This is a genomic window from Desulfovibrio inopinatus DSM 10711 (genome assembly GCF_000429305.1).
Classification (GTDB): Bacteria; Desulfobacterota; Desulfovibrionia; order Desulfovibrionales; family Desulfovibrionaceae; genus Alteridesulfovibrio; species Alteridesulfovibrio inopinatus.
On the sequence record NZ_KE386882.1, the window covers coordinates 111,193 to 135,178 of the forward strand.

22 protein-coding genes are annotated in these 23,986 nt (G+C 51.1%); 5 read left to right on the forward strand and 17 right to left on the reverse strand.

What is annotated here, in order from left to right; translation table 11 throughout:
• The first annotated feature begins 70 nt into the window (after window positions 1–70).
• The 4 genes from gspF to G451_RS31860 all read left to right on the forward strand — a co-directional run bounded on the left by gspF (window position 71) and on the right by G451_RS31860 (window position 2,977).
• Window positions 71–1,309, forward strand: a complete 1,239-nt coding sequence (gene gspF, locus G451_RS0125770; protein ID WP_027186482.1) for a type II secretion system inner membrane protein GspF — start codon at window positions 71–73, stop codon at window positions 1,307–1,309.
• 199 nt (window positions 1,310–1,508) lie between these two features.
• Window positions 1,509–1,952 (forward strand): type II secretion system major pseudopilin GspG, encoded by a 444-nt coding sequence (gene gspG / locus G451_RS0125775; protein WP_027186483.1) that lies wholly within the window; start codon window positions 1,509–1,511, stop codon window positions 1,950–1,952.
• Complete coding sequence (locus G451_RS0125780; RefSeq protein ID WP_027186484.1) at window positions 1,921–2,592, forward strand: pilus assembly FimT family protein; 672 nt, start codon at window positions 1,921–1,923, stop codon at window positions 2,590–2,592. Before gspG ends, G451_RS0125780 begins: the two co-directional genes overlap by 32 nt.
• Window positions 2,573–2,977 carry a prepilin-type N-terminal cleavage/methylation domain-containing protein gene (locus G451_RS31860; RefSeq protein WP_034644107.1) on the forward strand — a complete coding sequence of 135 codons (405 nt, stop codon included), beginning with the start codon at window positions 2,573–2,575 and terminating at the stop codon, window positions 2,975–2,977. The genes G451_RS0125780 and G451_RS31860 overlap by 20 nt, the downstream gene beginning before the upstream one ends.
• On the opposite strand, the gene G451_RS33945 is transcribed toward G451_RS31860, so the two are convergent.
• From G451_RS33945 to G451_RS0125805, 4 genes are all read right to left on the reverse strand, one after another.
• Window positions 2,967–4,808, reverse strand: a complete 1,842-nt coding sequence (locus G451_RS33945; protein ID WP_084448800.1) for an ATP-binding cassette domain-containing protein — start codon at window positions 4,806–4,808, stop codon at window positions 2,967–2,969. The genes G451_RS31860 and G451_RS33945 overlap by 11 nt on opposite strands.
• A 15-nt stretch (window positions 4,809–4,823) precedes the next feature.
• Window positions 4,824–5,474, reverse strand: coding sequence for an ABC transporter permease (locus tag G451_RS0125795; RefSeq protein ID WP_245587876.1), 651 nt, complete (start codon window positions 5,472–5,474; stop codon window positions 4,824–4,826).
• 171 nt (window positions 5,475–5,645) lie between these two features.
• Window positions 5,646–6,638 carry an ABC transporter substrate-binding protein gene (locus G451_RS0125800; RefSeq protein WP_027186486.1) on the reverse strand — a complete coding sequence of 331 codons (993 nt, stop codon included), beginning with the start codon at window positions 6,636–6,638 and terminating at the stop codon, window positions 5,646–5,648.
• 390 nt (window positions 6,639–7,028) lie between these two features.
• Entirely contained in the window at window positions 7,029–8,336 is a 1,308-nt protein-coding gene (locus G451_RS0125805) for an MFS transporter (protein ID WP_027186487.1), read from the reverse strand.
• Window positions 8,337–8,558: 222 nt separating this feature from the next.
• On the opposite strand from G451_RS0125805, the gene G451_RS0125810 reads away from it, so the two are divergent.
• Window positions 8,559–9,665, forward strand: a complete 1,107-nt coding sequence (locus G451_RS0125810) for an NADH:flavin oxidoreductase (protein WP_027186488.1) — start codon at window positions 8,559–8,561, stop codon at window positions 9,663–9,665.
• Between the two features lie 866 nt (window positions 9,666–10,531).
• On the opposite strand, the gene uppS is transcribed toward G451_RS0125810, so the two are convergent.
• The 13 genes from uppS to G451_RS31870 form a co-directional block, all read right to left on the reverse strand.
• Entirely contained in the window at window positions 10,532–11,230 is a 699-nt protein-coding gene (uppS, locus tag G451_RS0125825) for a polyprenyl diphosphate synthase (protein ID WP_051261936.1), read from the reverse strand.
• A 17-nt stretch (window positions 11,231–11,247) separates the two neighbouring features.
• Window positions 11,248–11,802, reverse strand: coding sequence for a ribosome recycling factor (frr, locus tag G451_RS0125830; protein ID WP_027186491.1), 555 nt, complete (start codon window positions 11,800–11,802; stop codon window positions 11,248–11,250).
• Window positions 11,802–12,524: a UMP kinase gene (pyrH, locus tag G451_RS0125835; RefSeq protein WP_027186492.1), complete on the reverse strand. Its 723-nt coding sequence runs from the start codon at window positions 12,522–12,524 to the stop codon at window positions 11,802–11,804. Before pyrH ends, frr begins: the two co-directional genes overlap by 1 nt.
• Before the next feature lie 83 nt (window positions 12,525–12,607).
• A complete protein-coding gene (tsf, locus tag G451_RS0125840; protein WP_027186493.1) occupies window positions 12,608–13,222 on the reverse strand; it encodes a translation elongation factor Ts in 615 nt (204 codons plus the stop codon).
• A 98-nt stretch (window positions 13,223–13,320) separates the two neighbouring features.
• Complete coding sequence (gene rpsB / locus G451_RS0125845) at window positions 13,321–14,103, reverse strand: 30S ribosomal protein S2 (RefSeq protein ID WP_027186494.1); 783 nt, start codon at window positions 14,101–14,103, stop codon at window positions 13,321–13,323.
• A gap of 245 nt (window positions 14,104–14,348) precedes the next feature.
• Window positions 14,349–15,116: an amino acid ABC transporter ATP-binding protein gene (locus G451_RS0125850; protein WP_034644111.1), complete on the reverse strand. Its 768-nt coding sequence runs from the start codon at window positions 15,114–15,116 to the stop codon at window positions 14,349–14,351.
• 11 nt (window positions 15,117–15,127) lie between these two features.
• Complete coding sequence (locus G451_RS0125855; RefSeq protein ID WP_027186496.1) at window positions 15,128–16,171, reverse strand: amino acid ABC transporter permease; 1,044 nt, start codon at window positions 16,169–16,171, stop codon at window positions 15,128–15,130.
• A gap of 9 nt (window positions 16,172–16,180) precedes the next feature.
• Window positions 16,181–16,975, reverse strand: a complete 795-nt coding sequence (locus tag G451_RS0125860; RefSeq protein ID WP_027186497.1) for an amino acid ABC transporter substrate-binding protein — start codon at window positions 16,973–16,975, stop codon at window positions 16,181–16,183.
• A 142-nt stretch (window positions 16,976–17,117) separates the two neighbouring features.
• The gene (locus G451_RS0125865; protein WP_211236395.1) at window positions 17,118–18,344 is read right to left on the reverse strand and encodes an RNA-guided endonuclease InsQ/TnpB family protein; all 1,227 of its coding nucleotides are present in this window, start codon (window positions 18,342–18,344) and stop codon (window positions 17,118–17,120) included.
• 211 nt (window positions 18,345–18,555) lie between these two features.
• The gene (locus G451_RS0125870; RefSeq protein WP_027186499.1) at window positions 18,556–21,507 is read right to left on the reverse strand and encodes a tetratricopeptide repeat protein; all 2,952 of its coding nucleotides are present in this window, start codon (window positions 21,505–21,507) and stop codon (window positions 18,556–18,558) included.
• Window positions 21,504–22,751 (reverse strand): ATP-binding protein, encoded by a 1,248-nt coding sequence (locus G451_RS0125875; RefSeq protein ID WP_027186500.1) that lies wholly within the window; start codon window positions 22,749–22,751, stop codon window positions 21,504–21,506. The genes G451_RS0125870 and G451_RS0125875 overlap by 4 nt, the downstream gene beginning before the upstream one ends.
• 262 nt (window positions 22,752–23,013) lie before the next feature.
• On the reverse strand, window positions 23,014–23,259 hold the full coding sequence (locus G451_RS0125880; protein WP_027186501.1) for a glycine zipper domain-containing protein: 246 nt from the start codon (window positions 23,257–23,259) through the stop codon (window positions 23,014–23,016).
• 10 nt (window positions 23,260–23,269) lie between these two features.
• Window positions 23,270–23,644, reverse strand: a complete 375-nt coding sequence (locus tag G451_RS31870; RefSeq protein ID WP_156921831.1) for a hypothetical protein — start codon at window positions 23,642–23,644, stop codon at window positions 23,270–23,272.
• Window positions 23,645–23,986 lie beyond the last annotated feature (342 nt).

Below are 23,986 nucleotides of genomic sequence, written 5' to 3' on the forward strand. Positions count from 1 at the left end.
CGGAACCGCACGACCGTCGCAAAATCCCAAACACCTATCGATACGATTTCACGAACATATTGGATATATTATGCCCGTTTTCGAATACACCGCCATCGATGCGGCCGGCCGCACAAAGAAAGGCATGCTCACGGCCGATGGTCTGAATGCAGCTCGACGTAAACTCCGTGCTCAACATCTGTTTCCGACAACACTTGTCCCATCCTCTGTTTCGGAAGAAACCATTGAGAAAAAAAAGACTCGCCGTACTCCTCGTCTTCCCAAATTCTTTCGGAAAGTCGGCCGTTCAGAACTCGCTGGAGCAACGAGACAAATTGCCACCCTGCTGGGGGCTGGGCTTCCCCTGGATAAAACCCTGGACATTCTGCTCGAACAAACCAAAACACCAGGGCTTTATTCGGTTTTTGCTCAGGTTATGGAACGCATCAAAGAAGGCAAAAGTCTGGCCGCGGCTTTGGCCGAACATCCGTCGGTCTTTTCTTCGACCTATGTCACCATGATCAGTGCGTCGGAATCATCAGGAACGCTTGAGCTTGTCATGGATCGACTCGCCGATTTCATGGAAGCGCAGCTCGAACTGGAACGCAAAATCAAAGCAACCTTGGCCTACCCGGTCTTGATGCTTCTCGTCGGGACAGCCGTCGTGTTTTTGCTCATGATCTATGTCATCCCCCGAGTCACACGTATTTTTGCCGGTTTGAACCATGCATTGCCAACACCGACCGTCATTCTTATTACCATAAGTGATTTCGTGGGAGCGTACTGGCCCTGGATTATCGGCGGCATTGTGGCAACCTGGATTACCCTCAATCTGTTGTCCAAGACGAAGGCCGGTCGTGTCGTCCGAGACCGGCTACTCCTTCGTTTGCCGATAACGGGAACTATCGTGCGCAATATGGCAGCAGCCCGCTTCTGCAAAACATTGGGTACCATTCATGGACACGGCGTTCCGCTTCTGGAAGCGCTGGGAATTGTCTCGAAAGTTGTTGGCAATAGTCTGCTCGAACAGGCAATCGATATTGTTGGACGTGATGTGAGCGAGGGACGTGGCCTTGCCGGCCCGCTGGCACAATCCCGTATTTTCCCTCCCATTGTCATACAGATGATTTCCGCAGGAGAACAAAGCGGACGCCTTGATGAAATGCTGCTCAAAGTGGCCGATCTCCTTGAACGCGAGGCAACAACCCGGCTCACGGTTGTCAGTTCCCTTTTTGAACCGATCATGATTCTGGTCCTTGGCCTTGTCGTGGGATTTATGGTGTTGGCCGTGCTCTTGCCCATTTTCGAGATGAGTAGCCTCATCGGCTGAGTAGCAACAGGAAACGACTACACTTTTCTATTTTCTGATATCCGGTTGCCATACAGAAAAACCCTTTGTACAACCCGGCCGACAGAAACAAACAGAACGTCACGCAGGCCACGTGTTCTCATGCTCCCATGCGCGCCTCTGACATCAATGGACGGCAATCTTCCTTATGCCGTACGACATTCAATGCAAGGAGTTTTCGATGCCCCAAGACCACAGAAAAACACGGCAAGCAGGCTTCACACTCATCGAACTCATGGTCGTCATTGTTATTCTCGGTGTCCTTGCCGGTCTTGTTCTTCCCCGTATTATGGATCAGCCGGACAAAGCCCGCGCCGTCAAAGCCAAAATGCAAATGGAAAGTTTGGCCATGGCCTTGAACCAATACAAGCTCGACAACGGCGTGTATCCCACCACTGAACAAGGCTTGAATGCGTTGGTGCAAAAACCGACAATTGGTCGCATTCCGCGCAACTACCCGAACAATGGATATCTTCAGACCATGCCCAAAGACCCGTGGAACTATGATTATGTGTATCTCTCGCCGGCCGAAAACGGCGATTTTGAAATTATCTCACTGGGTGCTGATAACCAGGAAGGTGGTGAGGATGCGGATGCCGATATCCGCAGTACCGACCTCAACTAAACCGCACGGCGGCTTCACCCTGGCCGAACTGATTATTGTGATGGTCATTATCGGGCTTGGGGTTGCCTTGGCTGTGCCGAGACTCTCGCCTCTGCTCTTTCGTGAGCATGCAAATTCGGCATTGCGGGTTTTGACAGGAGCACTGGCTCAAGCTCGTTCGCGTGCTCTACTCACGGGAACCCCGAAAGCCGTCGTTGTCCAACTCGATACAGGACGTTTCCGTCTGGATGAACATATTGAGCCAACAACATCGGACGACGCAGCTCGTCAAGACTGGTCACGGGCACACAAAGAAGTCGAAGACGATACACCCCCATGGCGTGATCTTCCTGGAAGCTTACGCTTACGTGTCGTCTTCGGGCCGACAACCCCTCCCGTCGAAGAAGGGGAAATCTGGCTTCGTGTCGATGCCGACGGCATGTTCGAACCGGCGACCCTCATTTTCAGTGATGACGACGGCAACGTGCTGCCGACCCGGCTCAATCCGGGAACAGGCCGACTCGATCCCCTCGACGACCCGGACGAAGTGGAAGAGGAGCTGACACGATATGAGCTCCTGCATAGCTTGCCGCAGTACACGGCACGACCATGGGCCGAACCCAAAGACCCTGCCCCCGACTATGAACGCTATATCCCGTAATTCAGTCAGCGGATTTACTCTGCTCGAAACGCTGATTGCAGTTGCTGTTCTGGCAATAGCGTTTGTCACGATTGTGGGCAGTTTGGACAATATGCAACGCAGTCTCGGACGAACGCGTGACCGCAGCCAAACGATAGAATTGGCTCAACGCAAAATGCTCGAGGTTGCCGAAAAAGGCCCAAGTTCCATTCGTGAGACAAAAGGCCGTTTTAACGATGACGATCTCCCCGGCGCCACCTTTGTCATCGACATCAAAGACACCACCGACGTCGACATCAAACGCGTCACGGTGACCATAGATGTCAAAAACCAACCCAATGCCCATGTTGAACTGACGCGCCTCTTCTTAAAAAAATCTTCGCCCAAAGCACTTTCTATACAATAGCCAGATTCGATCCCACCAACGATTCCACCTGCTTGGAACCAAGTTCCATGCGGTAAAACAATTTATAGAAATTCCGTGTCTCTTTGATCATATCCCAGTCGAACCAGTCGGGATACAGCAATTTGGTCAGCCAAATCAAACCAATAAGACGATTGACGGAGGGCGGTCGATCAAACCAGTTGTACATAGCGGCTGGAGGCTCATAGACGGCGCCCGAACGTACCGCCTTCATGCAGGACCAGTATGGATCGGTCGACATACGGGTAATAAGGCGTCCCGGCGATTTGCCCTCATCGGAAATAACAATGATGACATCGGGATTGGCGCGTAACAGATCATCCGCCGCCATTGGAGTACGGCCACATCCACGTTGTTCATAAACTTCGGCAATATTTATCCCACCGGCACATTCAAGAATTTCCCCGTGGCGGGACGAACGTGGCTCAGTCAACAACCCAGTCGGCGATTGAGCATAATAGACCGTACGGCGTTCACTGCGGGGAATTCGTGCTAGTGTTGTTTGTATCTGGTCCCATTTTTCTTCAAAATAGTCTGCCAGGATATTTCCTCTATCGGACACGCCAAGCAGCGAGCCGACGCGGCGCAGTACCGTCGCACTCCGCTCCAGACTACCATCATAAACCAACACGGGAATGTTCAACTCACTCTGCAGGCGGTCGGCAGTTTGCGCTTCCAGCGTATCAACAACCGACAGGCTCAACGACAGAACAAGATCCACCTGCCGCTCCCGAATGGCCTTGGTATCAAAAGTCGTTTTTCCCCCGCCGAATTCCGCCCCCATAACGCCAAGTACAGGAAGACTCAAGTAACGTTCATCGGCCAGCATCCGTTCCGGCGGCATAGGTAGCATACCGAGCCCGGCAATCTTCTCCGGAGCCAAGGCAAAAACAAGCGCTGTCACCATGGGATTGTAGCCAAAGACTCGATCGATTTGAGTTTTGACCAACATTTTTCGACCAGCCATATCAGTGACAAGCCGTGTTTCAGGTAGTCGCGCCGGCTTGAAGTCCACCATACGTACCTCATGGGATGAAATGGTTGTTGTTCGGGAAATCTCTGGGAGAGACTGTTTTGAAGATGGGGTATCGGATGTGCCAAAAGCTTCGGCAACACGAGGCTCGGCCAAGACTTGAGCCACCGTGTGAGAAATAAACGTGCCGTCACGATCGTGAAACGCGTGCTTAATCCGCCGAGAATAAACAATACGCCCCGGCGACGGCGCAAGCACAACAAGATGATGGCTTACACGCACCGCTTCTGCCAAATCGTGTGTAACAAACACGGCACCCATGCCACGCTCCGCAATGTGAGCGAGGACAAGATCCTGCAGTTCCCGGCGCAATCCCACATCCAAAGCGGAAAACGGTTCGTCTAAAAGCAACAAATCGGGTTTCACGGCAATGGCGCGAGCCAAAGAAACACGCTGCCGCATTCCGCCACTCAATTCATGCGGATACTTTGTCAAATCGCAGGGAGCGAGGCCCATTGTCCGGGCGAGTTCCCGCGCGATGGCATTTCGCTTATTCCGTGTAACACCCGCCGCTTTGAGGCCAAATGTAATATTGTCTATGGCTCGACGCCAAGGTAAGAGCCGTGGTTCCTGGAACACACAGGCTGTCCGTGTAAAATCACTGACGACGTTGCCGCTCTCCGGACGCAATAAACCAGCGGCCATGGAAAGCAACGTGGTTTTGCCACAACCGGACCGGCCGGCGAGTGTCAAAATTTCTCCGGCCTCAAGGCATAAATCTACATGGGCGAGAATCGTTGTGCTATCATAGCGATGCGAAACATTATTCCAAGACAACATAGCTGCTCCGTCGACTCAGACAGAAAGCCTGGAACGATTCCGCCACGGTTCCATACGGCGTTGCAGCGGTTCGAGCATTCCATATTCGACAAACAAGAGCATACCGACAACGACAACAATCCACGCCATCGCGTCGGCCGTGTCGAGATTCACACGCGCCATAGCCATGTTGGCACCAATTCCATCCGTGGATGCAAGCAATTCGGCCATGACAGCCACCTTCCAGGCTAAGCCCAATGCCGTGACCCAGCCGGGGAACAAATAGGAGAGAATATGGGGCAAATGGACATCCCAGAGTAACATGGTCGACGGCGTGTTGAAGCTGCGTGCCATGGCTTCAAGGCCGGTATCACGCGTCCGGGCACCTTCGACAGCAACGGCAAATGTAATCGGCAGGGTTGTCACCACAACAGTAAAAACCGGTGTCAATGCACCCGTTCCAAACCACAATAACGCCAGCACAATCCATGCGATGGGCGGCACACCAAGCAGCATGGTCACCACCGGCCCTAGCGCACGAGCCAGCCAGGGGCACAAACCGGCCAACACACCAAGTCCGCTCCCAACGACACCGGCAATAAGAAACCCTCCAAGAGCGCGGCCTGCCGTGCGTGCGGCTGCCGGCAAGACAACACCTTCCATGGCAAGCCGCCATAATGCGGTCATGGTTTCACTCGGCGACGGAAGAATCAACGGACCATAAAGAATACTCCCCACGTGCCACATGCACAGAAAAACGAACATGCCGGCAAGGGGTTGCCAATACCGCGCCCACCATGCGGACAGAACTTCTCGCGAATGGTACATCCTACAGAATTCTTTGCGTCGATCGATATCTTAGCCGAGATAGAACGCGCTATCCGGCAATTTACCGCCAACCAGTTTCGGAGACATTTCCATCAGCGCCGAATAATAAAATTCAAGATCTTTTCTCGCTTCCACAGCCGGAGTGCGGCGAATGGGGAAGCGTTCCAAGGATTTTTGCAGCACTGGTGCCTTGAGCGAAAACAACTCGGCAAATTCTTTGGCAGCTTCGGCCGGGTGTGCGTTGATCCACGATACATTGGCTCCAATGGCTGTCGTGATCGCCTGGATCAACTGGGGATGATCGTTTGCGAGCGCTGCTTGGCAAATGGTTGCCCCAAGAGGGATATACGAGGACCGACCGGTCACGCGCTCCCAGATCTCCTGCAACACGATTTGATTGATCGCCAAGCCTTGCGATTTGCCTTTCATGAGCGCTGCGGTGGCTGCCGGTTCGGGAAGCAACACCGTGTCGGCCCGTTTGGATAAAAACATCTGTAAGGCTTCAAAGGGCGAATCCACATAAGAAAACGTCACATCCGTATCTGGGTTCAAACCTTCTTTCTGCAACAGATAGCGGGTAATCACATCGGGAATATCTCCCCGGTAAAACACGACAATGGTCTTTCCCTTGAGGCTCTTGAACGATGTTACCGCGGTATCAGTACTGAGCACACTCAAGATTCCGCCATTGTTCACGTCGAGCAGCCGAACCGGTACGTTTTTATTGTACAAAATTGCAGCCGCATTCGCCGGTGTCGCGACCACGCTGACTTCACCGGAAACAATCCAGGTCCGCATGATATCGGGATTGCGCCATTGCTTGACGTCGATGGTCGGGACGAGTTCCGTCACACCGGGCTGTTTCCCAAGACGTGCCAAGGGCATAGTCAACGGTGCCGGAGGACCGGCGACAGCAAGTTTCGACGGCATTTCGGCCGCGTGTAAGCACCCGACAAACGAGGGAAACAAGGGCAACAGTGCGGTCCCCGCACTCAAGGCAAGAAAACGTCTGCGACTGATCATCCTGAATATCTCCTTGATCAAACTCTGACGCGCTTTCTCCAACCACACGACACAATGCATACTCACATGGTATGCATCCATTTTTTCGTTATATCGAAGAAATACAGATGCAACACCACGGTATACGACTTCGGTATGACCGATCTTTACCCATGCTCGAGCAAACGAAGCAGAACAAGAACGGGAGAAAGCAAAGCGCGATGTTCAAAACGATATGCTTTTTCTGAATTCAAAAGACAATATCGTTATAAATAACGCACAATCAAGGGATATCCTCTTTATATCACTATTTTTTACATATCCGTGTCAAGTCAACTCCATGTCTGCATGATAATATAAAAAGATGTTCAAAAATGTTCATAGCGAATACACATCCCGTCATGCATGATGTCAAACCACAGGACGTACTTGGGGATTCGTTGCAGACTCCCTCCTGTGATGTGTCGTATCTCGGATAAGTATGGAAATCAGACAAGCTAACGCCAAACAGATGGGAATCACGACTAAGGCACGTTGGTAATCCTGAACCGTATACACACGCACACCGTTCACGGTTTCTCCCTGCCATCCGGCATCAAGCAGCATGCCTACACCACGTTGAAAAATCATCCCGCCAAGCATAGCCAGCATATTAATGAATGCGACAGCGGTTCCTACGGCACTCTTGACAGAAACATCGCTTGCAATGACAAAGGTCAAACTCTGCGTGGCTGAAAACATACCGAACGCGATAAGCATCGCACTCAGAACAGGAAATGAAATACCGGGAACATACAAAGCAATGAGAATAAGTCCACATGCCAAGGCACTCCCGACAGTAATGACTCTGGCCCGACGTTGAAGTCGGTCGGAAATATGGCCGGCTAATGGTGAACCGATTGCCCAACCGATAAAGATCATAGAGTCGAGAATCGCAGCCTTTGAGAGGGGATAATTGTTCAACTTTTGAAAAAACGGTACACCCCAAAGTTCGGCCAACACACTGGTGGGCAAGAACATGAGAAAGCTGATGGCGCCGGCACCCCATACCCGTGGATGCGTGGCAACGTCTCGCAATTGCCTGAGACAGTCGGACACGCAGCCGACATGATGCCCTTCTCCACCGGTAGGCTTTTTCCCGGCAGGCGAGTACAATGCCGCGATGAATGCAAGGAGTAAAACGCCCCCCATCCCGGAAAAAATAATAAGCACATGCCGCCACCCCAAGCTGTTGACGACTTCACCGAGAGCTGCTTCGCCAAATGCCGCGCCCAAAAATCCCAATGTGGAACCTAAACCGATAAAAAATGCAAATCGTTCTTTAGGCAACCACAACGCGACCAATTTAATCATGGCGACAAAAGCGAATGCAGATCCCGTACCTTGCAAAAAACGGCCAATTGCGGCTTGCTCAAGCTGGTCGGCCGAAGCAATGACCAATGATCCACCAGCACAGAACAAAATCGCCAGTGGCAACACATGACGAAGTTTAAACCGGTCGACAACCATACCGACAACGAGCTGTAAAGGAGTGTAGGCATAGAGATAAAAAGCGGTCAGCCCACCAAAACTCGTGGCATCGATAGCAAAAGCCTTCATGAGTTGTTCGCTCATGACGCTTGGCCCGATGCGGAGAAAGTACTCGTAACAATAAAAGAACGCCCCTAAACCAAAAACAAACAGACCGAAGAAACGCGTGTGGGAGGCTGTGCGGGACATGGAAGGGCTCCTGGCTGATTAGATAACAAGAGATACATTACCGCAACATGGTATTCGAGTGTATTATGAAGGGAAACAACGAAGAAACGCAATGAGAAATGGTTGGCAGGCGACTATAACTCTGCTTGCATGGCAACGCTGTTGATGTATCGGTAATCCCAAATCACGCTGACAGCATATAACAGAGTAAAATAAACGATTCCGAATTGACGAGGAGCGCACATGAAAATTTTCGACCCCATATCTCTTGCCGGGCTGTCGCAGTCCAACCGTCTGTGGCGCTCGGCAACGAACGAGAAAATGGCCGACGATGATGGACGACCCAATGAAGCGTATATCCACCTGTATGAAAAATTGGCACAAGGGGGCGTCGGACTCATCGTGACAGGGTGTGCAACGGTCATGTCCGAGGAGCAACCCAGCCCCAATATGCTTGCAGTCGATCGTGACGATCTTATTCCCGATTTGACGCGCTTCACGACACGCGTCCATGCAGCCGGAGGAAAAATTTGCGCCCAGATCATGGCCGGCGGCCCACAAACAATTTACCAGCAGGATAGCCGTATCGCCTATGGCCCTTCAGCCGTAGCGCATCCTCTCTACGGCACGATACCGAAAGAGATGACGCACGACGACATTGCCATGTTTGTCGATGCCTTTGGCCAAGCAGCCAGGCGAGTTCAGGAAGCCGGATTCGATGCCGTCCAAATCCATGGCGCACATGGCTATCTTGTGAGTTGCTTCCTGACTCCCTTCTTCAATCGGCGCACCGATGCATACGGCGGCTCCATCGAAAATCGCGGACGTTTCCTCCTCGAAATATTGGATGCTATTCGATCAACAGTCGGGTCTGACTTTCCAGTATTCGTCAAAATGCATGGGAGTGATCATCGTCCGAGCCAAGGGTTCACGCTCGAAGACGCTCTTGTCATAGCCCAAGCTCTGGAGTCACATGGACTTGATGCAGTGGAAATCAGTGGTGGATATATGTCGGCCGACTGGGCAACCTCGCCTATGCGCCCACAAATTATTCGTCAGGAAAAGCAATCGTATTTTGCAAAAGATGCCGCCGCAATAGCCGAAGTTGTGTCTATCCCGGTTATTTCCACCGGAGGGCATCGCTCCCCCGAGGTGCTCAATGCACTCCTCCATACAACCCGGATAGCCGGGTTCGGCATGTCGCGAACACTCCTCAGCGAACCAGACCTCCCCCACAAATGGCGCCATGGATATACCGGGCTGCCCCGTTGCGTTTCATGCAACAAGTGTTTCGGTGAAGATGTCAATATGTGTATCCTGGATCGAGAAAAAGAACCTCTTCAAAAATAGGAAAAAGTCGATGCGATGCCACGACTCATGCGGCTTCACATCGACTTTGAGATACAGCCAACGCTCCGTTCTCTCTGTTCACGTTTCCGCCCGCGTTACATGGAAACGCAAACACGTGAGTTCGCAACGTGAAGGCTCTATTCACCTCTGTTCAGTACGCAAACGCTATTTTCCAGTCCAATACCACTGGAACAGAAACAACTTTTGTCGTTCAACGCACTTTGCAAGCATTGCGTTCCACATGCCCCCCAGCATGCAAGCTTGCAAAATAATACTATTAAGTAACAGAGCAGTATGTAACGTCAAGTTTTTTTGAAGTAGAAAGAGCTGTTCTTCAGAAAATATCCTACCACAAAAATTGAAGATGATAAAATCACCTTATGAACTTAACACAAATACCGCAATACTAAAAACAATTCTTTATTACTCAAACAACGCATTTAATGCAATACGAATGACATCAAACTCAACACCGTCCAATGCACATACAAATTCAGTTTTGTTCTCTATCATTTTCAACACAAAGCATCCCTAAAAGCCTACCGCATCAGAGTGAAAACAATGACGTATCCGACACGAGCGCCTTGGATATCTCTGCGAGAGGTCTACAGAAGTAGGAAACAGGGTAACGTATCTCGTTATGACGGGTAAACGCATCTTGAATACAGCGATAACGTTACGTTTTCTAATGATGTACGATGATGAGCTTGAACAACGCGCTCATTGCTACACTGCAGAATTTGCATGGAAGCACAGTATGTTACGTTTGGAAGGGAAGGAGGCAAGCAAAAACGAAATCGCAAAAAAAACCGGGGGAAGCGACTACAAAACGATATCCCCCGGTTTTCAGTTCATTTTCATAGTATTCAACCGGACGCCTGGCTGCCTGTAAGGCCGAACCGGCGTTGTCTTCCGGTAAAGTCAGCCAACGCCTTGTCAAACTCTTCAGGCGTGAAATCAGGCCAGTAGACCGTGGTAAAATACAATTCGCTATAGGCAGCCTGAAACAGGAGATAATTGGATAAGCGTTGTTCGCCACTTGTCCGAATAACAAGATCGGGATCAGGCTGGCCGCAGGTGTAGAGCTGACTGGAAAACGTCTCTTCGGTCACGTCTTCGGGTCGAACACCCTGTTCAATAAGCCGTCTGGCCGCACGAAGAATCTCATCGCGTCCAGAATAATTGAGTGCCAGGTTCAGCACCATGGCGTCGCCATTTTCGGTCTTTTTCTGAACATGCTCAAGGGTCATTCGAGCCGGAGCGGGGAGACTTGAAATATCTCCCAGCACCTTGAGACGGATGGATTGCTCAAGCAAGCTTTTGAGTTCGCTATTGAGAAACATGCGCAACAGGTCGAACAAAAAGCGCACTTCATCCTTGGGCCGTCCCCAATTTTCCTTGGAGAAGGTGTACAGCGTCAGATGACCGATGCCGAGTTCTCGGCAATGGGTGACGATGGCCTTGGCGGCTTCGGTGCCCTGTTTGTGTCCATCACTCCGGGAGAGACCGCGTTTAGCGGCCCATCTGCCGTTGCCGTCCATGATGATGGCCACGTGCTTTGGCATGATTGTCGCAGCCAGTGTCAAATCTCCATGATTTCTTTTTCTTTGGTGGCAAGAGCATCATCCGATTTCTTTACATAGGCATCGGTGAGCTTTTGGACTTCATCCTGTCCCTTATGCATGTCGTCTTCGGAAATTTCCTTGTCGTTCTTTTTCTTCTTTAACGATTCGTTCGCGTCGCGACGAATGTTACGAACAGCGACTTTGGCCTCTTCCGTATATTTTTTGGCGACTTTCACAAGTTCACGACGTCGGTCTTCCGTCAGCGGAGGGATACCGATACGAATAATTTTTCCATCATTGACTGGAGTCAAACCGAGATCCGACTTCAAAATCGCCTTTTCCACAGCAGCAAACGCCGACTTATCCCAAGGCTGAATGGTGACCGTACGGCTATCGGGCGTAGACAATGACGCCAACTGGTCGATGGGTGTCGGAGTGCCATAGTAATCGACCTTGATCCCGTCGAGGAGTGCGGTAGAAGCGCGCCCGGTACGCAGTCGCGAAAATTCGCGATCCAGACTGCTTAGCGCTTTTTCCATCCGATCTTCGGCATCCATGAGGATTTCTTCCATTACTTTCCTCCTTCTACAGTGGTTCCCACTTCTTCACCCATGACCACGCGGTCCAAATTCCCTCGGGTGAACATATTGAAAACGACGATGGGCATATTATTGTCCATGGCCAAAGAAATGGCCGTGGAGTCCATAACCCGGAGCTGGCGTTCCAATACGTCCATATAGGTCAGTCGGTCAAATTTGACGGCATCCTTGTGCTTCATGGGGTCTTTGTCGTATACGCCGTCGACCTTGGTCCCCTTGATAATCGCCTCGCATTTGAGTTCCATGGCCCGAAGCGCGGCGGCGGTGTCCGTAGTAAAATACGGATTACCGGTTCCTGCTGCGCAAATGACGACGCGGCCTTTTTCAAGATGGCGCACGGCACGACGTCGGATATAAGGTTCACAGACTTCCCGCATTGAGATGGCCGAAAGGACCCGTGTCTGTAACCCTTGCTTTTCCAAGGCGTCTTGCACAGCCAACGCATTCATGACGGTAGCCAGCATGCCCATATAATCGGCAGACGAACGTTCCATTCCTGCGGCTGATGATGAAACGCCGCGAAAAATATTACCGCCCCCGATGACCAGCGAAAGCTGCAGACCTTTCTCAACGGTCTTGGCGATTTCTTCACAAAAGCCGGTAATCGTGGCCGGATCCACGCCGTATTCAGCCGGACCAGCCAGGGCTTCGCCGCTGAGTTTGAATAATACCCGGGAATAGCGCAGTTTGTCCATACATCCTTGCCTTTATTCGGTTTCCGTCTGGGAATTGGCCAAAAAAAACGGGCCTTACGGCCCGTTGTCCTGTGGCATTCGAGCTATTCGCCCTCTTGGGCGTCATCACCCAGAGCCATCCGGGTAAACCGGCCTATCTGGATGTTTTCGCCGAGAACCGCAATGGTTTCATTCAAAAGATCCTGAATGCTCTGTTTATCGTCCTTAATGAACGGCTGGTCAAGCAGGCAGACTTCTTTGTACAACTTTTTCAGGCGGCCTTCGACAATCTTTTCAGCGATTTTCTCGGGCTTGCCTTCTTCCATTGCCTGCTTCTTGAAAATTTCTTTTTCCTTTTCAAGAAGGTCGGCCGGAACCTGGTCGGAACTCAAGCACACGGGGCTGGTTGCAGCAACCTGCATGGCCACGTTCTTGGCAAATTCCTGGAACTTATCGGATTTGGCAACAAAGTCGGTTTCGCATTTGATCTCAACGAGAACGGCAATTTTGCCATTGGAGTGAATATACGAACCAATGAGGCCTTCGCTGGTAGCGCGGCCAGCCTTTTTAGCGGCTTTGGCAAGGCCTTTTTCGCGCAGGTAGGCGACAGCCTTTTCTTCGTCGCCCTGCGTTTCGCTCAAGGCTTTTTTGCAGTCCATCATCCCGGCGCCGGTCTTATCGCGCAGGGTTTTCACCATTTGGGCGGTGATGGCGGCCATGGCATTCTCCTTTGATCTTGGGTCGTCGTATTGTCGTATAAAAAAGGAACCGGATTCCTGAGAAAAAGCGCCGGCCCGAAGGCCGGCGTCCAAGAGCCTTATTCGGCTGCTTTTTCCGCTTCGGCAGGAGCAGCTTCAGGCTTTTCAGCGGCTTTGGGTTCGGATGCAGCGTCTTTGTCAGCAACTTTGCTTTCTTTCATGCGGGCTTCACCTTCAAGGCAGGCGTCGGCCACGCTGGAAACAAACAATTTAATGGCACGAATAGCATCGTCGTTGCCCGGAATAACGAAGTCGATGAGATCAGGATCGCAGTTGGTATCAACCACGGCAATCACGGTCAGTCCCAGCTTGCGGCATTCTTTGACCGCAATTTCTTCACGCTTGGGGTCAATGACAAACGCCACATCCGGAGGAGAGGTCATGTCTTTGATGCCGCCCAAGTTCAGGTTGAGCTTGTTCACTTCGCGGCCCATCATAACGGATTCCTTTTTGGTGTACCGCTTGATGGAGCCATCTTCAAACATGGTTTCCAATTTTTTCAGACGATCGATGCTGCCTTTGATGGTCTGGAAGTTGGTGAGCATACCGCCCATCCAACGGTTGGTGACGTAGTACTGACCGGCACGGTCGGCTTCTTTCTTCACCGCTTCCTGGGCCTGGCGTTTCGTACCGACAAAAATCACCTTGCCACCATTAGCCACCACATCAACAATGTGGTCATGCGCTTTCTGAAACAGCTTCACGGTCTGCTGAAGGTCAATAATATGAATACCGTTTCTGGCACCGAAGATGTACGGACGCATTTTCGGGTTCCAACGGCGGGTCTGGTGACCGAAGTGGACACCAGTTTCCAGAAGCTGCTTCATGCTAACATAGGCCATGTCTAAACTCCTTTGGGTTGTTCCTCCACTTCGCTTCGTTATGTCCCCCAACCGGCCAAGCACAAACACGGACCGAGCCACGGCCCGCTTGGCATGATGTCCGGCACCCAGGACCGAACGCGAAGTGTGCGTGATTTTAGAGAGCGCGGCTTTATACGTGACAACAACAAATAACGCAAGACAAAAATGTATCCCTGTGAGTCATAAACACCCACCAGGGACATCACCTTCTCAGGGAATGACGATTACAAAATTTTATCCATAAATTCACGAATGCGCGGTGTGGTCATCCCTTCGGCAAAAAACTCATCCGGCGTTCCCTTGGCGAGAAACTTACCGTTTTCCATGAATATCGTTGTGTCGGCCAGCTCACGGGCAAACCCCATATTGTGCGTCACAATCACCATCGTCATCCCATCACTGGCAAGAGAATGAATGGTATCAAACACTTCCCCGACAAGTTCCGGATCCAGGGCCGACGTCGGTTCGTCGAATAACATTAATTTGGGTTGCATGGCCAAAGCGCGGGCAATCGCCACCCGTTGCTTCTGGCCACCGGACAGTGTCGCTGGATATGCCTTGGCGCGGTCGATCATTCCGACCTTTTCAAGCATGGCCGTGGCAATGTCCCGTGCTTCGGCAAACGGACGCCCCAGGACCGTCCGGGGGCCTTCCATGGCATTGCCGAGAACCGTCATGTGTGGAAACAGATTGAATTGTTGAAACACCATGCCGATTTCAGTCCGCAAGGCACAAATCTTCTTCGGGGCGTCGAGCTGTCGGCGGCCTTTTTTCTCGATATAACCGCACGACACGCCTTCAAAGAGGATTTCCCCTTCGTCGATTTCTTCAAGAAAATTCATGGTCCGCAGCAACGTGGATTTTCCCGATCCACTCGGCCCAATGATAACGACCTTTTCACCGGTATCGACCTTCAAGTCGATGTGGTCCACGGCATGAAGGTTTCCGAAACACTTAACGATCTGACGCAGTTCAATAAGATGGGCAGGCATGACGATTTTCCTCACCGTTTTTCGTAGACGCCGAGCCGGGCTTCCACGCGCTCGAAGGCAAAGGTGAAGACCGAGGTAAAAAGAAGATAAATAGCCGCCGCCATAACAAGGACGGTGACATTGAAATACGTGTTGAACAGCTGATCCGCGGCCCGCATGAGTTCGACCATGGCAATAGTGGAGACCAACGCCGTATCTTTAATAAGCGCAATAAACTCATTGGCAACAGGCGGAATGATGCGCTTGGCGGCCTGTGGCAAAATGACGCGGCGCATGGTCTGACTATACGTCATGCCTAATGCCTTGGCGGCTTCGGTCTGCCCCTGGTCGATACTTTGGATACCGGCGCGGAATATTTCCGCGAGATAGGCGGAATAATTCAACCCCAAACCAATCAATGCGGCCGTAACCGGCGAGAATGTGATGCCCAGAGCGGGAAGGCCGTAATAAATGAAAAAGAGCTGCAACAACAACGGGGTTCCACGAAACAACCAGATGATAAACCAACAGATTTTGGAAAAAAGAAAGAAATTGCTGATACGCCCCAGCGCAATACACAAACCGCCCAGAGGAGAAATGATCATGGTAAAGACCACGAGTAGCAGCGTCATGCCCGCGCCTTTTATAAGCGACGGCAGAAACCGCTGGATATCGCGCAAAATCTGCTGATACTTCGGGGTTCGTTGACGCAGCAGTGACGCACGAAGATTGGTCGCTTCTATGTTGTCCGGATAGATTTTGAGCAGTCCGTCCAAAATCGCCAGACCACCATCAATATCTTTGGCGGCCAAATCCAACTTCGCCGCCTGAATGCGGCTGTAGGCAAATTGGCCATCATCCCCGTCCGGTCCTGGAGCCGGCACGGCGAGAAATAATTCCTTGGCCTTCTCCAAGTCACCAAGAAGCAATGCTTCTTTGGCCGCTTTCAGTGTTGTGGTTGCGGAATCGGTTTGCGCGGCCAACGCATTTCCGGTCAATACCGCCACCAGAATCAGACTGAAAAGAAGCACAAGCGGGGCCGCTGAGGCCCCGCGTTCAGGCAATGAATACGACATGCGGATCTATTACCAGCTTTTAGGATTGGTGATGTCTTCGCCGAACCACTTCCGGGAAATCTTGCCCATGGTGCCGTCGGCAACCATCGCATCAATGGTTTCCTGGACTTTGCTTTCCAGGGCTTTATCCCCCTTGCGGAACGCAACGCCAAACGGTTCTTTGGTGATGAAACCAGGCAGTGCACGGTATTTTCCAGGAGCGGTGGACATGTAGTAGCGGCCCGAAATGTTGTCGACGACAACAGCATCCAAACGGCCCGAATCGAGATCAAGGAAGGCCTTTGGATTGCTTTCGTATTCGCGAACATCGGCAGGAGCCTTGGGCAGCTTCTTGGCCGCTTCGACAGCGGACGAGCCTTTCTGCACACCGATGTGCTTTCCGGCGAGATCGTCAAAGCTCTTGATGTCTTTGTTGTCGATGGCCACGACGGCAATCTGTCCATCCATGATGTAGGGCTTGGTGAACAGCACTTTCTCGGCGCGTTCGTCCGTGATGGTCATGCCGTTCCAAATGGCATCGAACTTGTGGGCGTCGAGCGACAAAATAACGCCGTCCCATGCCGTAGGCTGCCATTTAATTTCAACGCCCATGCGTTTTCCGGCTTCTTCGGCGGCATCGATATCGAAACCGACCAACGTTCCGTCATCTTTACGAAAGCCCATGGGCGGAAACGCATCGTCCAAGCCGATAACCAGGACGCCTTTATCCTTGACGGTTTTCCATGGATTGTCTTCAGCCAGCGCCGTACCGGCGAACAAGCACACACACAACGCGGCGATAAGAATCGTTCCTATGCGGTTCATACACGCACCTCCAAAAAATTTGGTATAAGAAACAAAACGGGGCCACTACCGTACGAATATGATCAAAGGCAAGCCATTTCTCGACGTTTTCGGCCAAAATCAATCATTTTTTGACTGGGAAATCATTGACATCCTCCCCGTCCTAAAGGCCGAGGATTCCTGAAAAGTTCAGGGGTTCGCGCTTCATAGGCTGGCTAGCGCCGAAGCCTCCACGCGCAGCAACCGAGTGCCCCCCGGCTCGAAGAATATTCAACGCGGCGTTGACGTCCGCATTGGTTTTAAAACCACAACGAGAACAAAGGAACTTGCTTTGACTCTTTCGATTCGAAGCATCAACGCACCCGCAGCACGAACACGTTTGCGATGTGTACGCAGCGGGGACAATGGTGACCGTCCCCCCTCGCTCTCGCTGTTTATATTCGAGCATCGTACGCAAAGCGTACCAGCCTTGGTCCAAGATACTTTTGTTCAAGCCGGATTTGGCTGCAACGTTGCGCCCTGGTTCTTCAATAGTCCCTTTGGCACTCGCAGACATATTTCGCACACGAAGGTCTTCCATCACGATCTCAGCGTGGCTTTTGCTGAGAACAGTGGAAACCTTGTGCAAAAAATCTTTTCTGGCGTTTGCAATATGGGTCTGAATTTTCGCGATACGCAACCGGGCCTTCTCACGTCGTCGGCTGTCTTTTTGCGTGCGTGCGTACTTTCGTTGCGCTCGGGTAAGTGCCTTTTCCGTAGACCGCAACGAGTTCAAGGGCTGGACAAAGGAACCGTCGGAAAGCGTCGCAAATCGAGCAACGCCAAGGTCAAGACCGACCACGGAAACAGACGAGTGGACCGGATCAGGAACGTCTTGCTTGCAGCACACAGACATATACCAGCGTCCGGCGAGTTCAAAAACCGTAAGATTACGGGGAGTGCCTTCTATTTCGCGAGATTTGAAAAAACCGATCCAACCAAACTTGGGAAGGAAAACACGACGATTGTCGAAACGAAAATCTTTGGGAAAACGGAAAGACTCCCGGCATCGGCCCCGCTTTTTAAAGCGAGGAGCACCTGCTCCTTCTTTGATGCATTTCCTCCAGGCGGAATCAAGGTCGCGAAGTGTTTGTTGCAACGTATCGGCAGGGGCATCGTAAAGCCAAGGAAACGGATCGCGTTTCCAGTGCGTCAGAAACGAAGACATTTCCACGTAAAAAATGGGCTTTTGCTCTTCTTTGGAGGCTCTTTTCTGAAGGCCAAGCGCTTGGTTCCAGACAAATCGATTGCATCCGGCTGTGCGTCGAAAGCGTTGCGCTTGTTCTGGTGTCGGCTTGAGCCGGAATATATAGCCTTTCAACTGTTCCATAGCGTCGAAAGAGTAGCTCAAAAAGCAACCTAACGGAAGAAAAAGGAGGCGGCGCTTCCTCCCCTACCTGAAGAAAGGGGTCTCCGCGCCGAAGCAAGAATGAAGACCTCCGGCAGTCCTGCACTCACTTTTCCGAAAAGTTCTTCGGAAAAGTGAGTGCAGGAAATCTTCAAAAACTTCTCACGGTTAAAGCGAGAAAAAGAAGTCTAACCCGTTTTGTTGAAAAAAATGTTCAGGAGGAACCGTTATCGATGGTGTCCCTATTTTGCAAACGATCAAAGACAGCAAGAGACGCCTCGCGCGCCTCAGGTTCAATGCGCTCCAACTTCGAACGATCCCCCGCAATAGCGGCATCAAGCGCAAACACAAGCGGTGCAGCAATACGCTCGAAACGCAATTCCTGAAAAATCGACAGTAACGTCGGCCCATGGCCGCGCTGAAGTGTCTTGCCGACGACGCCCTCAATAAAGCGTTCACCGACCAGCCATTCCCCAAACTCACGTCCCGAATCCGTGCGCCCTGCTAAAATGGTACGAATAGCATCCCAATTTTCAGCATCCATCGCTTCAGCACATGCGGTGATGATATTGCGGTGACGAAGTTCAGAAAGACGAATGCGGGCAGACGTATTCTCCGGGTCTAATTCGATCACTTTTTTGAAAGCGTCTTCAGCATCGTCGTAGCGGTGCAGATAATCGGACAAGAGATTACCTAAAGTACACAACACAATTGCATTGCTAGGATCAAGCGCAATGGCGTTACGGTACGCCAATTCGGCCTCTTCGTAGCGTTCGAGTTTGTTATGAAAAAAGAGTCCCAAGTTACCCCATGCTATTACATTGTCAGGATCAAGCTCGATAGCTTTACGGAACGCCGATTCGGCCTCTTCATAGCGTTCGAGATGGTCGCACAAGAGATTCCCCAAGTTATTCCACGGCCATGCCCAGCTAGGATCTAAGTCAATAGCCTTGCGATACGCCGATTTGGCCTCTTCGTAGCGTTCGAGATGCTCACACAAGAGATTCCCCAATCCGATACACGGCCACGCCCACGTGGGATCAAGCTCAATTGCCTTGAGGTACGCCGATTCGGCTTGACTAAAATTGCTTTTTACCTCTTCCTGAATGACCCCACATTCAAACCACCCCCGCGCCGTTTCCTTCTTAGAAAACGATATGCTCACAGCCTTCTGTGCGAAATCAAAATATTTCTTTTTCCGAAATGCATTCGCGAAACACGCCCATGACACTGCGTTTTCTTCACGACAATGGTGTTGCGCCCATAAAAACCAAGATTCGGCCTCTTCTTTCGTGGACAGTGGCACTCGCCCCACTCCCACGAGTTTCATGACCAGTGGGTGCAATTCCGACCGCGTTTTTAGTTCTAAATAATCCGGTTTCAGTCGGCATACATCCAAGAGACCTTGGGAACGAGCTTCGTAGATTTGATCAACTTCATCTTCAGCCATCCCCCAGCGCACGAGGTCGTCCTTTTCTCTTTTTATCAGAGGATAGAGTCGATTCAACTCCGCTTGAGCCTGGTCGGCATCACAAAGTCGTGAAGTACTTTCTTGCTTCTCTCCCAATGAAAAATCCAGGGCCCCAAGCATTGCGTTAACGATCTGTTGTGCTTTGGGGTGGGCGTTCTTCCAGATTTTTGTATGGTGCTGAAGTTGGTCTTTGCATTGGGATAATGCGTGCACGTCGGCATCAATATCGTCTTTCGCAAATGCATCAGCAAAACGGCATGTTGCTCTTGCTTGATCGGAAAAATACGAGGACACGGCACAGGCATCACTAAAACGACGATCATCACTATTCATGAGGCCAGAGCCGGCAGACAGAGCAAACAGCATCCGCCCTCGATGACTCCCTGATTTGGCAAGGGCAAGTTCGGCTTCCAGTATGGCTTTAATTTCTTCTTGCTCATACAGCGCTTCCAAGAATTCCGTTAAGCCGACGACGTGTTGACGTATTCGACGTGATCCACTGCGCATTTGAATCCAGAGTCGAAACAGCTCCTCGGAAACACGATATTGCACTTTGCTGTTGTCTGGCGTTTCTTTTTCGACAACGCCGTCATTGATGAGGATATCGAGCTGCGCCGAGACGGTGCGTGTTTCCAACTTCGCTCGTTTGGAAATGTCGGCGGCGGTATGGCCGAAACTGCGTTCATGATAATTACGTTGCATGACGGCCAGGGCATGCATAACCACCTGGGCTTGATCGGACAGGTCTTCAAAGCGCGCTTTATAGTATGGTGTGGTCAGGTCGAGCAGGCGTTCAAAGTCATCAATCGCTTGGCTTCCCGGTCCTTGGCGCAAAAGTTCAAAAATAAGGTGGATAGCCCGCGGGTTGCCCCCGGTAAGTTCATAAAGCGCCCGGATGCGTCCCGGTTGTTTGCGAAGACGATCGTGCAAGGTTGTATCGCCACATTGCCGAGCCAAATGATCAAAGATATTGTGGGCGTCATCCAAAGACAGTTTGCCCAAGCGGTGGGGAAGAAAAAAACTGTAAAAGGCATTATCCTGGCTCGTGAAGGGTCCGCTCAATCGCAAGGAACCGCCAATCACCATGGGCGCGTCGGTTTCTGAAAGCGTTGTGCGCAATTCCCAATACGATGGTGCATCGATAGCGGCTTTGCGTCCTTTCTTTCCAATACGTTGAAAGATCATATCGAGATTATCAACAAGCAACACCGGCCGCCGCTGTATTGCTGCACAGGTCTTCTTCAGTAGACGAAACCCTTCATCATCCGTTGCATCGTCCTTCACATCACGACGATCCCGTTCTTCTATCTGATCATCAAGGTCGTCGGCGGCATCACGAAAGCCAAGGTGGTCCAGGGCATCGACCAACGCTCGACATGACGCCCACCAGAAATCCCCCACGCTCTTCACATCGTACAACTCTTCGGGATACGACAGTGCAATGAGTCGCTCCTTCAGCTCTTCTTCTTCAGCTATGGCCACGGCCAAACGTTTCAGCATGGTGGTTTTCCCGGAACCACGCACGCCCACAAGAACATGATGCTGCACAGAGCCGACAACCGGCGTCCGTCTCAAGTCTTCAAGCAGAAGCTGAAACAGCCCCGTTCTCGCCACGAAGCCGGCTTTCAGGTCCTCGTCGCTCAACCAATCCGGATTGTAAAACCGAGCGCTCGCAAAAGGAGGGGTATTCATCATACGTCATATTTCCTTTTCCACCAGCAGCGTAACGGCTCCAGGCAAAACCGATAGTATTTCACGCCATCTACCTCAACGCTCCACCAGTAGGCGTCACGCTCTAAAATATCCCGAAGGTCCGACCACATTTCCAGTTGCTCATCTTCCGTTGCATTCAGCATACGGCCCTGGAGTGCAATAAAGACATCATGTTTCGACATCCCTTCAGGGGTCGCGCATACCATCCCTAACAAGGCTTTCGCATGGCCGGCCTGAACATTCCCGAGCTGTGTTTTGAGACGATCAAACCAATGATTATAATCGTTATCCACCCCGGGTTCCGTCATCTTTTCAATGAGGTGTTTGATACATTGGTCGAAAGAGCGCTCTTCCGTGTGCCACTCCCGGAGAAATCGAAACGCAATTTGCAGATAATACGGCTGTGGCCATTGAATGACATCGACAACCTTGTTGGCATCGCCTTCATCCAAAGACCAACCATAAGAAATTGCCAGGGTTTGCAGCATAATGACGGCTTCACGAGAACTGAACGCATCAAGTTTAAAGGGGGTCAACGTATTAATCGTATCTGCAAGTTTATGATTGTGAACTAACGTGTCCAGCCCGACAGAACCTGTGAAAAGCCAACGCAACGCTGTACAACGTGCGTCTCCTCGAACATCGTTGCGCAGCCAATTGAGAAACAAGGCGACTCGCTTTCTCTTGTCTTCATAATCTTTTTCTTTTGTGTCTGTGGATGGCATCAGATTATACAGAAATATTGGAAGCTCATCGATATAGAGCAAGCAAGGCTCATCCGTCGTATTCAGCGCGCACAACGCTTCCGTAAGGCTGTCCAGCAAATCTTTCACGGGCTTACTGTGGTTCAGCTTGACTCCTGCATTTCCGTAGTTCGGAATTGGCACCTCGATGTGCTCAATCCGACGCAGAATTCCACCGATGCTTTCACAGAGGCTATCCCATTTTTTTTGAGGCCATGACCGGGCAGAGTCTCGAATGGCTTCAAGAACTCGTTTGGCAAATTGCTGTTCGTCTTCACACGAGGCCACATTAATTTCGATTACTCGCCATCCTTCTTCATTTAAACGCCGCATGATTTCCCGTGCAAACGATGTCTTGCCTATACGACGCGCGCCCAGAAGCAAGATGTCATTGTGCTTCATCAGTTCCATGCAGTTATAAAGCTCTGCGTCACGACCAAAAAAGTCGGAGCCGCCTACTGGAGTTCCAGTAACATTGTTCATTCGCCTCTCCCTTGCCTTACGGCACAGCGCCAATTGGCCCCATTTGGCCCAGCCACTCTCTGCAAAATTTTCTTAGTACAAAAATTATTTTGCACAAAGAAAATTTTGCAGATACATTCTGCACCATTTGAGTTCCATTCCACGATCGAAACAGAGAGCTTCTCTCAGCAATGCCCCCCGCCCTCACGAAAAAAGCCGGAAACGCTCAACACGTTTCCGGCTTGAAGTATCGCTTCTCGGTCTTTCAGACCAAACGAAAGGACTAGTATCCTTGGTTTCGCATATCTTCTTGGTGTCCGTAGAGGCCACCGGCCAAGCCGCCGACGACGCCGCCCAGGGCAGCACCAACACCGGCATTTCCGCCGGCAATGGCCGTAATGGCCGCGCCTGCACCTGCGCCAACGACACCACCGGAAAGCGCGCCCTGTTGGGTTTTATTCATGTTGGTGCATCCGAACAATGCTGCGACCAATGCGAGAACCATGCCTATATGTGCAAGTTTTTTCATAATGCCCACCCTATTTCTTCAAGTAATCGGGGTTGAAGTCACACCACAGCACTTCCACCACCTGGCGATCCATAAAATTGGGATTCGTTTGATAAAACTGGTCTAATTTCTGGACGATCTCTTTGATGGTGTACGGGCTCAAACGACGCACCCAGCCGTTAATCAAACTGTTCGTTGCCGGATTTTCGCCTTGGGCATCCTGCTCAAGTTCAACCATGGTGGCAATACCCAGAATATATCCGAGTTTTTCCGGTTGATTAGCGTCCATCCAAACTTTCCCATTCACTTCAGGGACTTCATGCGATGCATTGGCAGGCACCACAGTCGCAAAGAGCCCCAAGACGCATAATACAGCCAGTATGACCGATACGTTCCATTTTCTCACAATCTCACCCTCCTCGTTGCTTGCAGTATGTGCCTTTTCCAAGGGCATCCAAAAAAGACACGCTCCAATAGCATTGGTATTCTCAATTCATAAACCAAAGAACCAATGAAATGACAAGTTTTTTATTGTGGATATTGGACCAGTCACTATGCTCTCCAGCAGCTCATCGTTCATATGGTCACGACCACGACAGACCTTCGATCGCTCCAAGAGCATCACGTCCAATCAGATGCTGAACCCGTTTTCATGGGACTCTGCTTTCCCCGCAAATTTGTCATCTTTTTAACCTTCTGTATCCATTTCATACATATCTCCATTATTGTGCACGATAATGTAACAGAT

Coding starts and splice junctions, on each gene's coding strand:
- gspF (WP_027186482.1), top strand. CDS start 71: ATGCCCGTTTTCGAATACACCGCCATCGATGCGGCCGGCCGCACAAAG.
- G451_RS33945 (WP_084448800.1), bottom strand. CDS start 4,808: ATGTTGTCTTGGAATAATGTTTCGCATCGCTATGATAGCACAACGATT.
- G451_RS0125805 (WP_027186487.1), bottom strand. CDS start 8,336: ATGTCCCGCACAGCCTCCCACACGCGTTTCTTCGGTCTGTTTGTTTTT.
- G451_RS0125855 (WP_027186496.1), bottom strand. CDS start 16,171: ATGTCGTATTCATTGCCTGAACGCGGGGCCTCAGCGGCCCCGCTTGTG.
- rpsB (WP_027186494.1), bottom strand. CDS start 14,103: ATGGCCTATGTTAGCATGAAGCAGCTTCTGGAAACTGGTGTCCACTTC.
- gspG (WP_027186483.1), top strand. CDS start 1,509: ATGCCCCAAGACCACAGAAAAACACGGCAAGCAGGCTTCACACTCATC.
- G451_RS0125810 (WP_027186488.1), top strand. CDS start 8,559: ATGAAAATTTTCGACCCCATATCTCTTGCCGGGCTGTCGCAGTCCAAC.
- G451_RS0125850 (WP_034644111.1), bottom strand. CDS start 15,116: ATGCCTGCCCATCTTATTGAACTGCGTCAGATCGTTAAGTGTTTCGGA.
- frr (WP_027186491.1), bottom strand. CDS start 11,802: ATGGAAGAAATCCTCATGGATGCCGAAGATCGGATGGAAAAAGCGCTA.
- G451_RS0125795 (WP_245587876.1), bottom strand. CDS start 5,474: ATGACCGCATTATGGCGGCTTGCCATGGAAGGTGTTGTCTTGCCGGCA.
- G451_RS31860 (WP_034644107.1), top strand. CDS start 2,573: ATGAACGCTATATCCCGTAATTCAGTCAGCGGATTTACTCTGCTCGAA.
- uppS (WP_051261936.1), bottom strand. CDS start 11,230: ATGCCAAAGCACGTGGCCATCATCATGGACGGCAACGGCAGATGGGCC.
- G451_RS0125860 (WP_027186497.1), bottom strand. CDS start 16,975: ATGAACCGCATAGGAACGATTCTTATCGCCGCGTTGTGTGTGTGCTTG.
- G451_RS0125870 (WP_027186499.1), bottom strand. CDS start 21,507: ATGATGAATACCCCTCCTTTTGCGAGCGCTCGGTTTTACAATCCGGAT.
- G451_RS0125780 (WP_027186484.1), top strand. CDS start 1,921: ATGCCGATATCCGCAGTACCGACCTCAACTAAACCGCACGGCGGCTTC.
- pyrH (WP_027186492.1), bottom strand. CDS start 12,524: ATGGACAAACTGCGCTATTCCCGGGTATTATTCAAACTCAGCGGCGAA.
- G451_RS0125875 (WP_027186500.1), bottom strand. CDS start 22,751: ATGAACAATGTTACTGGAACTCCAGTAGGCGGCTCCGACTTTTTTGGT.
- G451_RS0125880 (WP_027186501.1), bottom strand. CDS start 23,259: ATGAAAAAACTTGCACATATAGGCATGGTTCTCGCATTGGTCGCAGCA.
- tsf (WP_027186493.1), bottom strand. CDS start 13,222: ATGGCCGCCATCACCGCCCAAATGGTGAAAACCCTGCGCGATAAGACC.
- G451_RS0125800 (WP_027186486.1), bottom strand. CDS start 6,638: ATGATCAGTCGCAGACGTTTTCTTGCCTTGAGTGCGGGGACCGCACTG.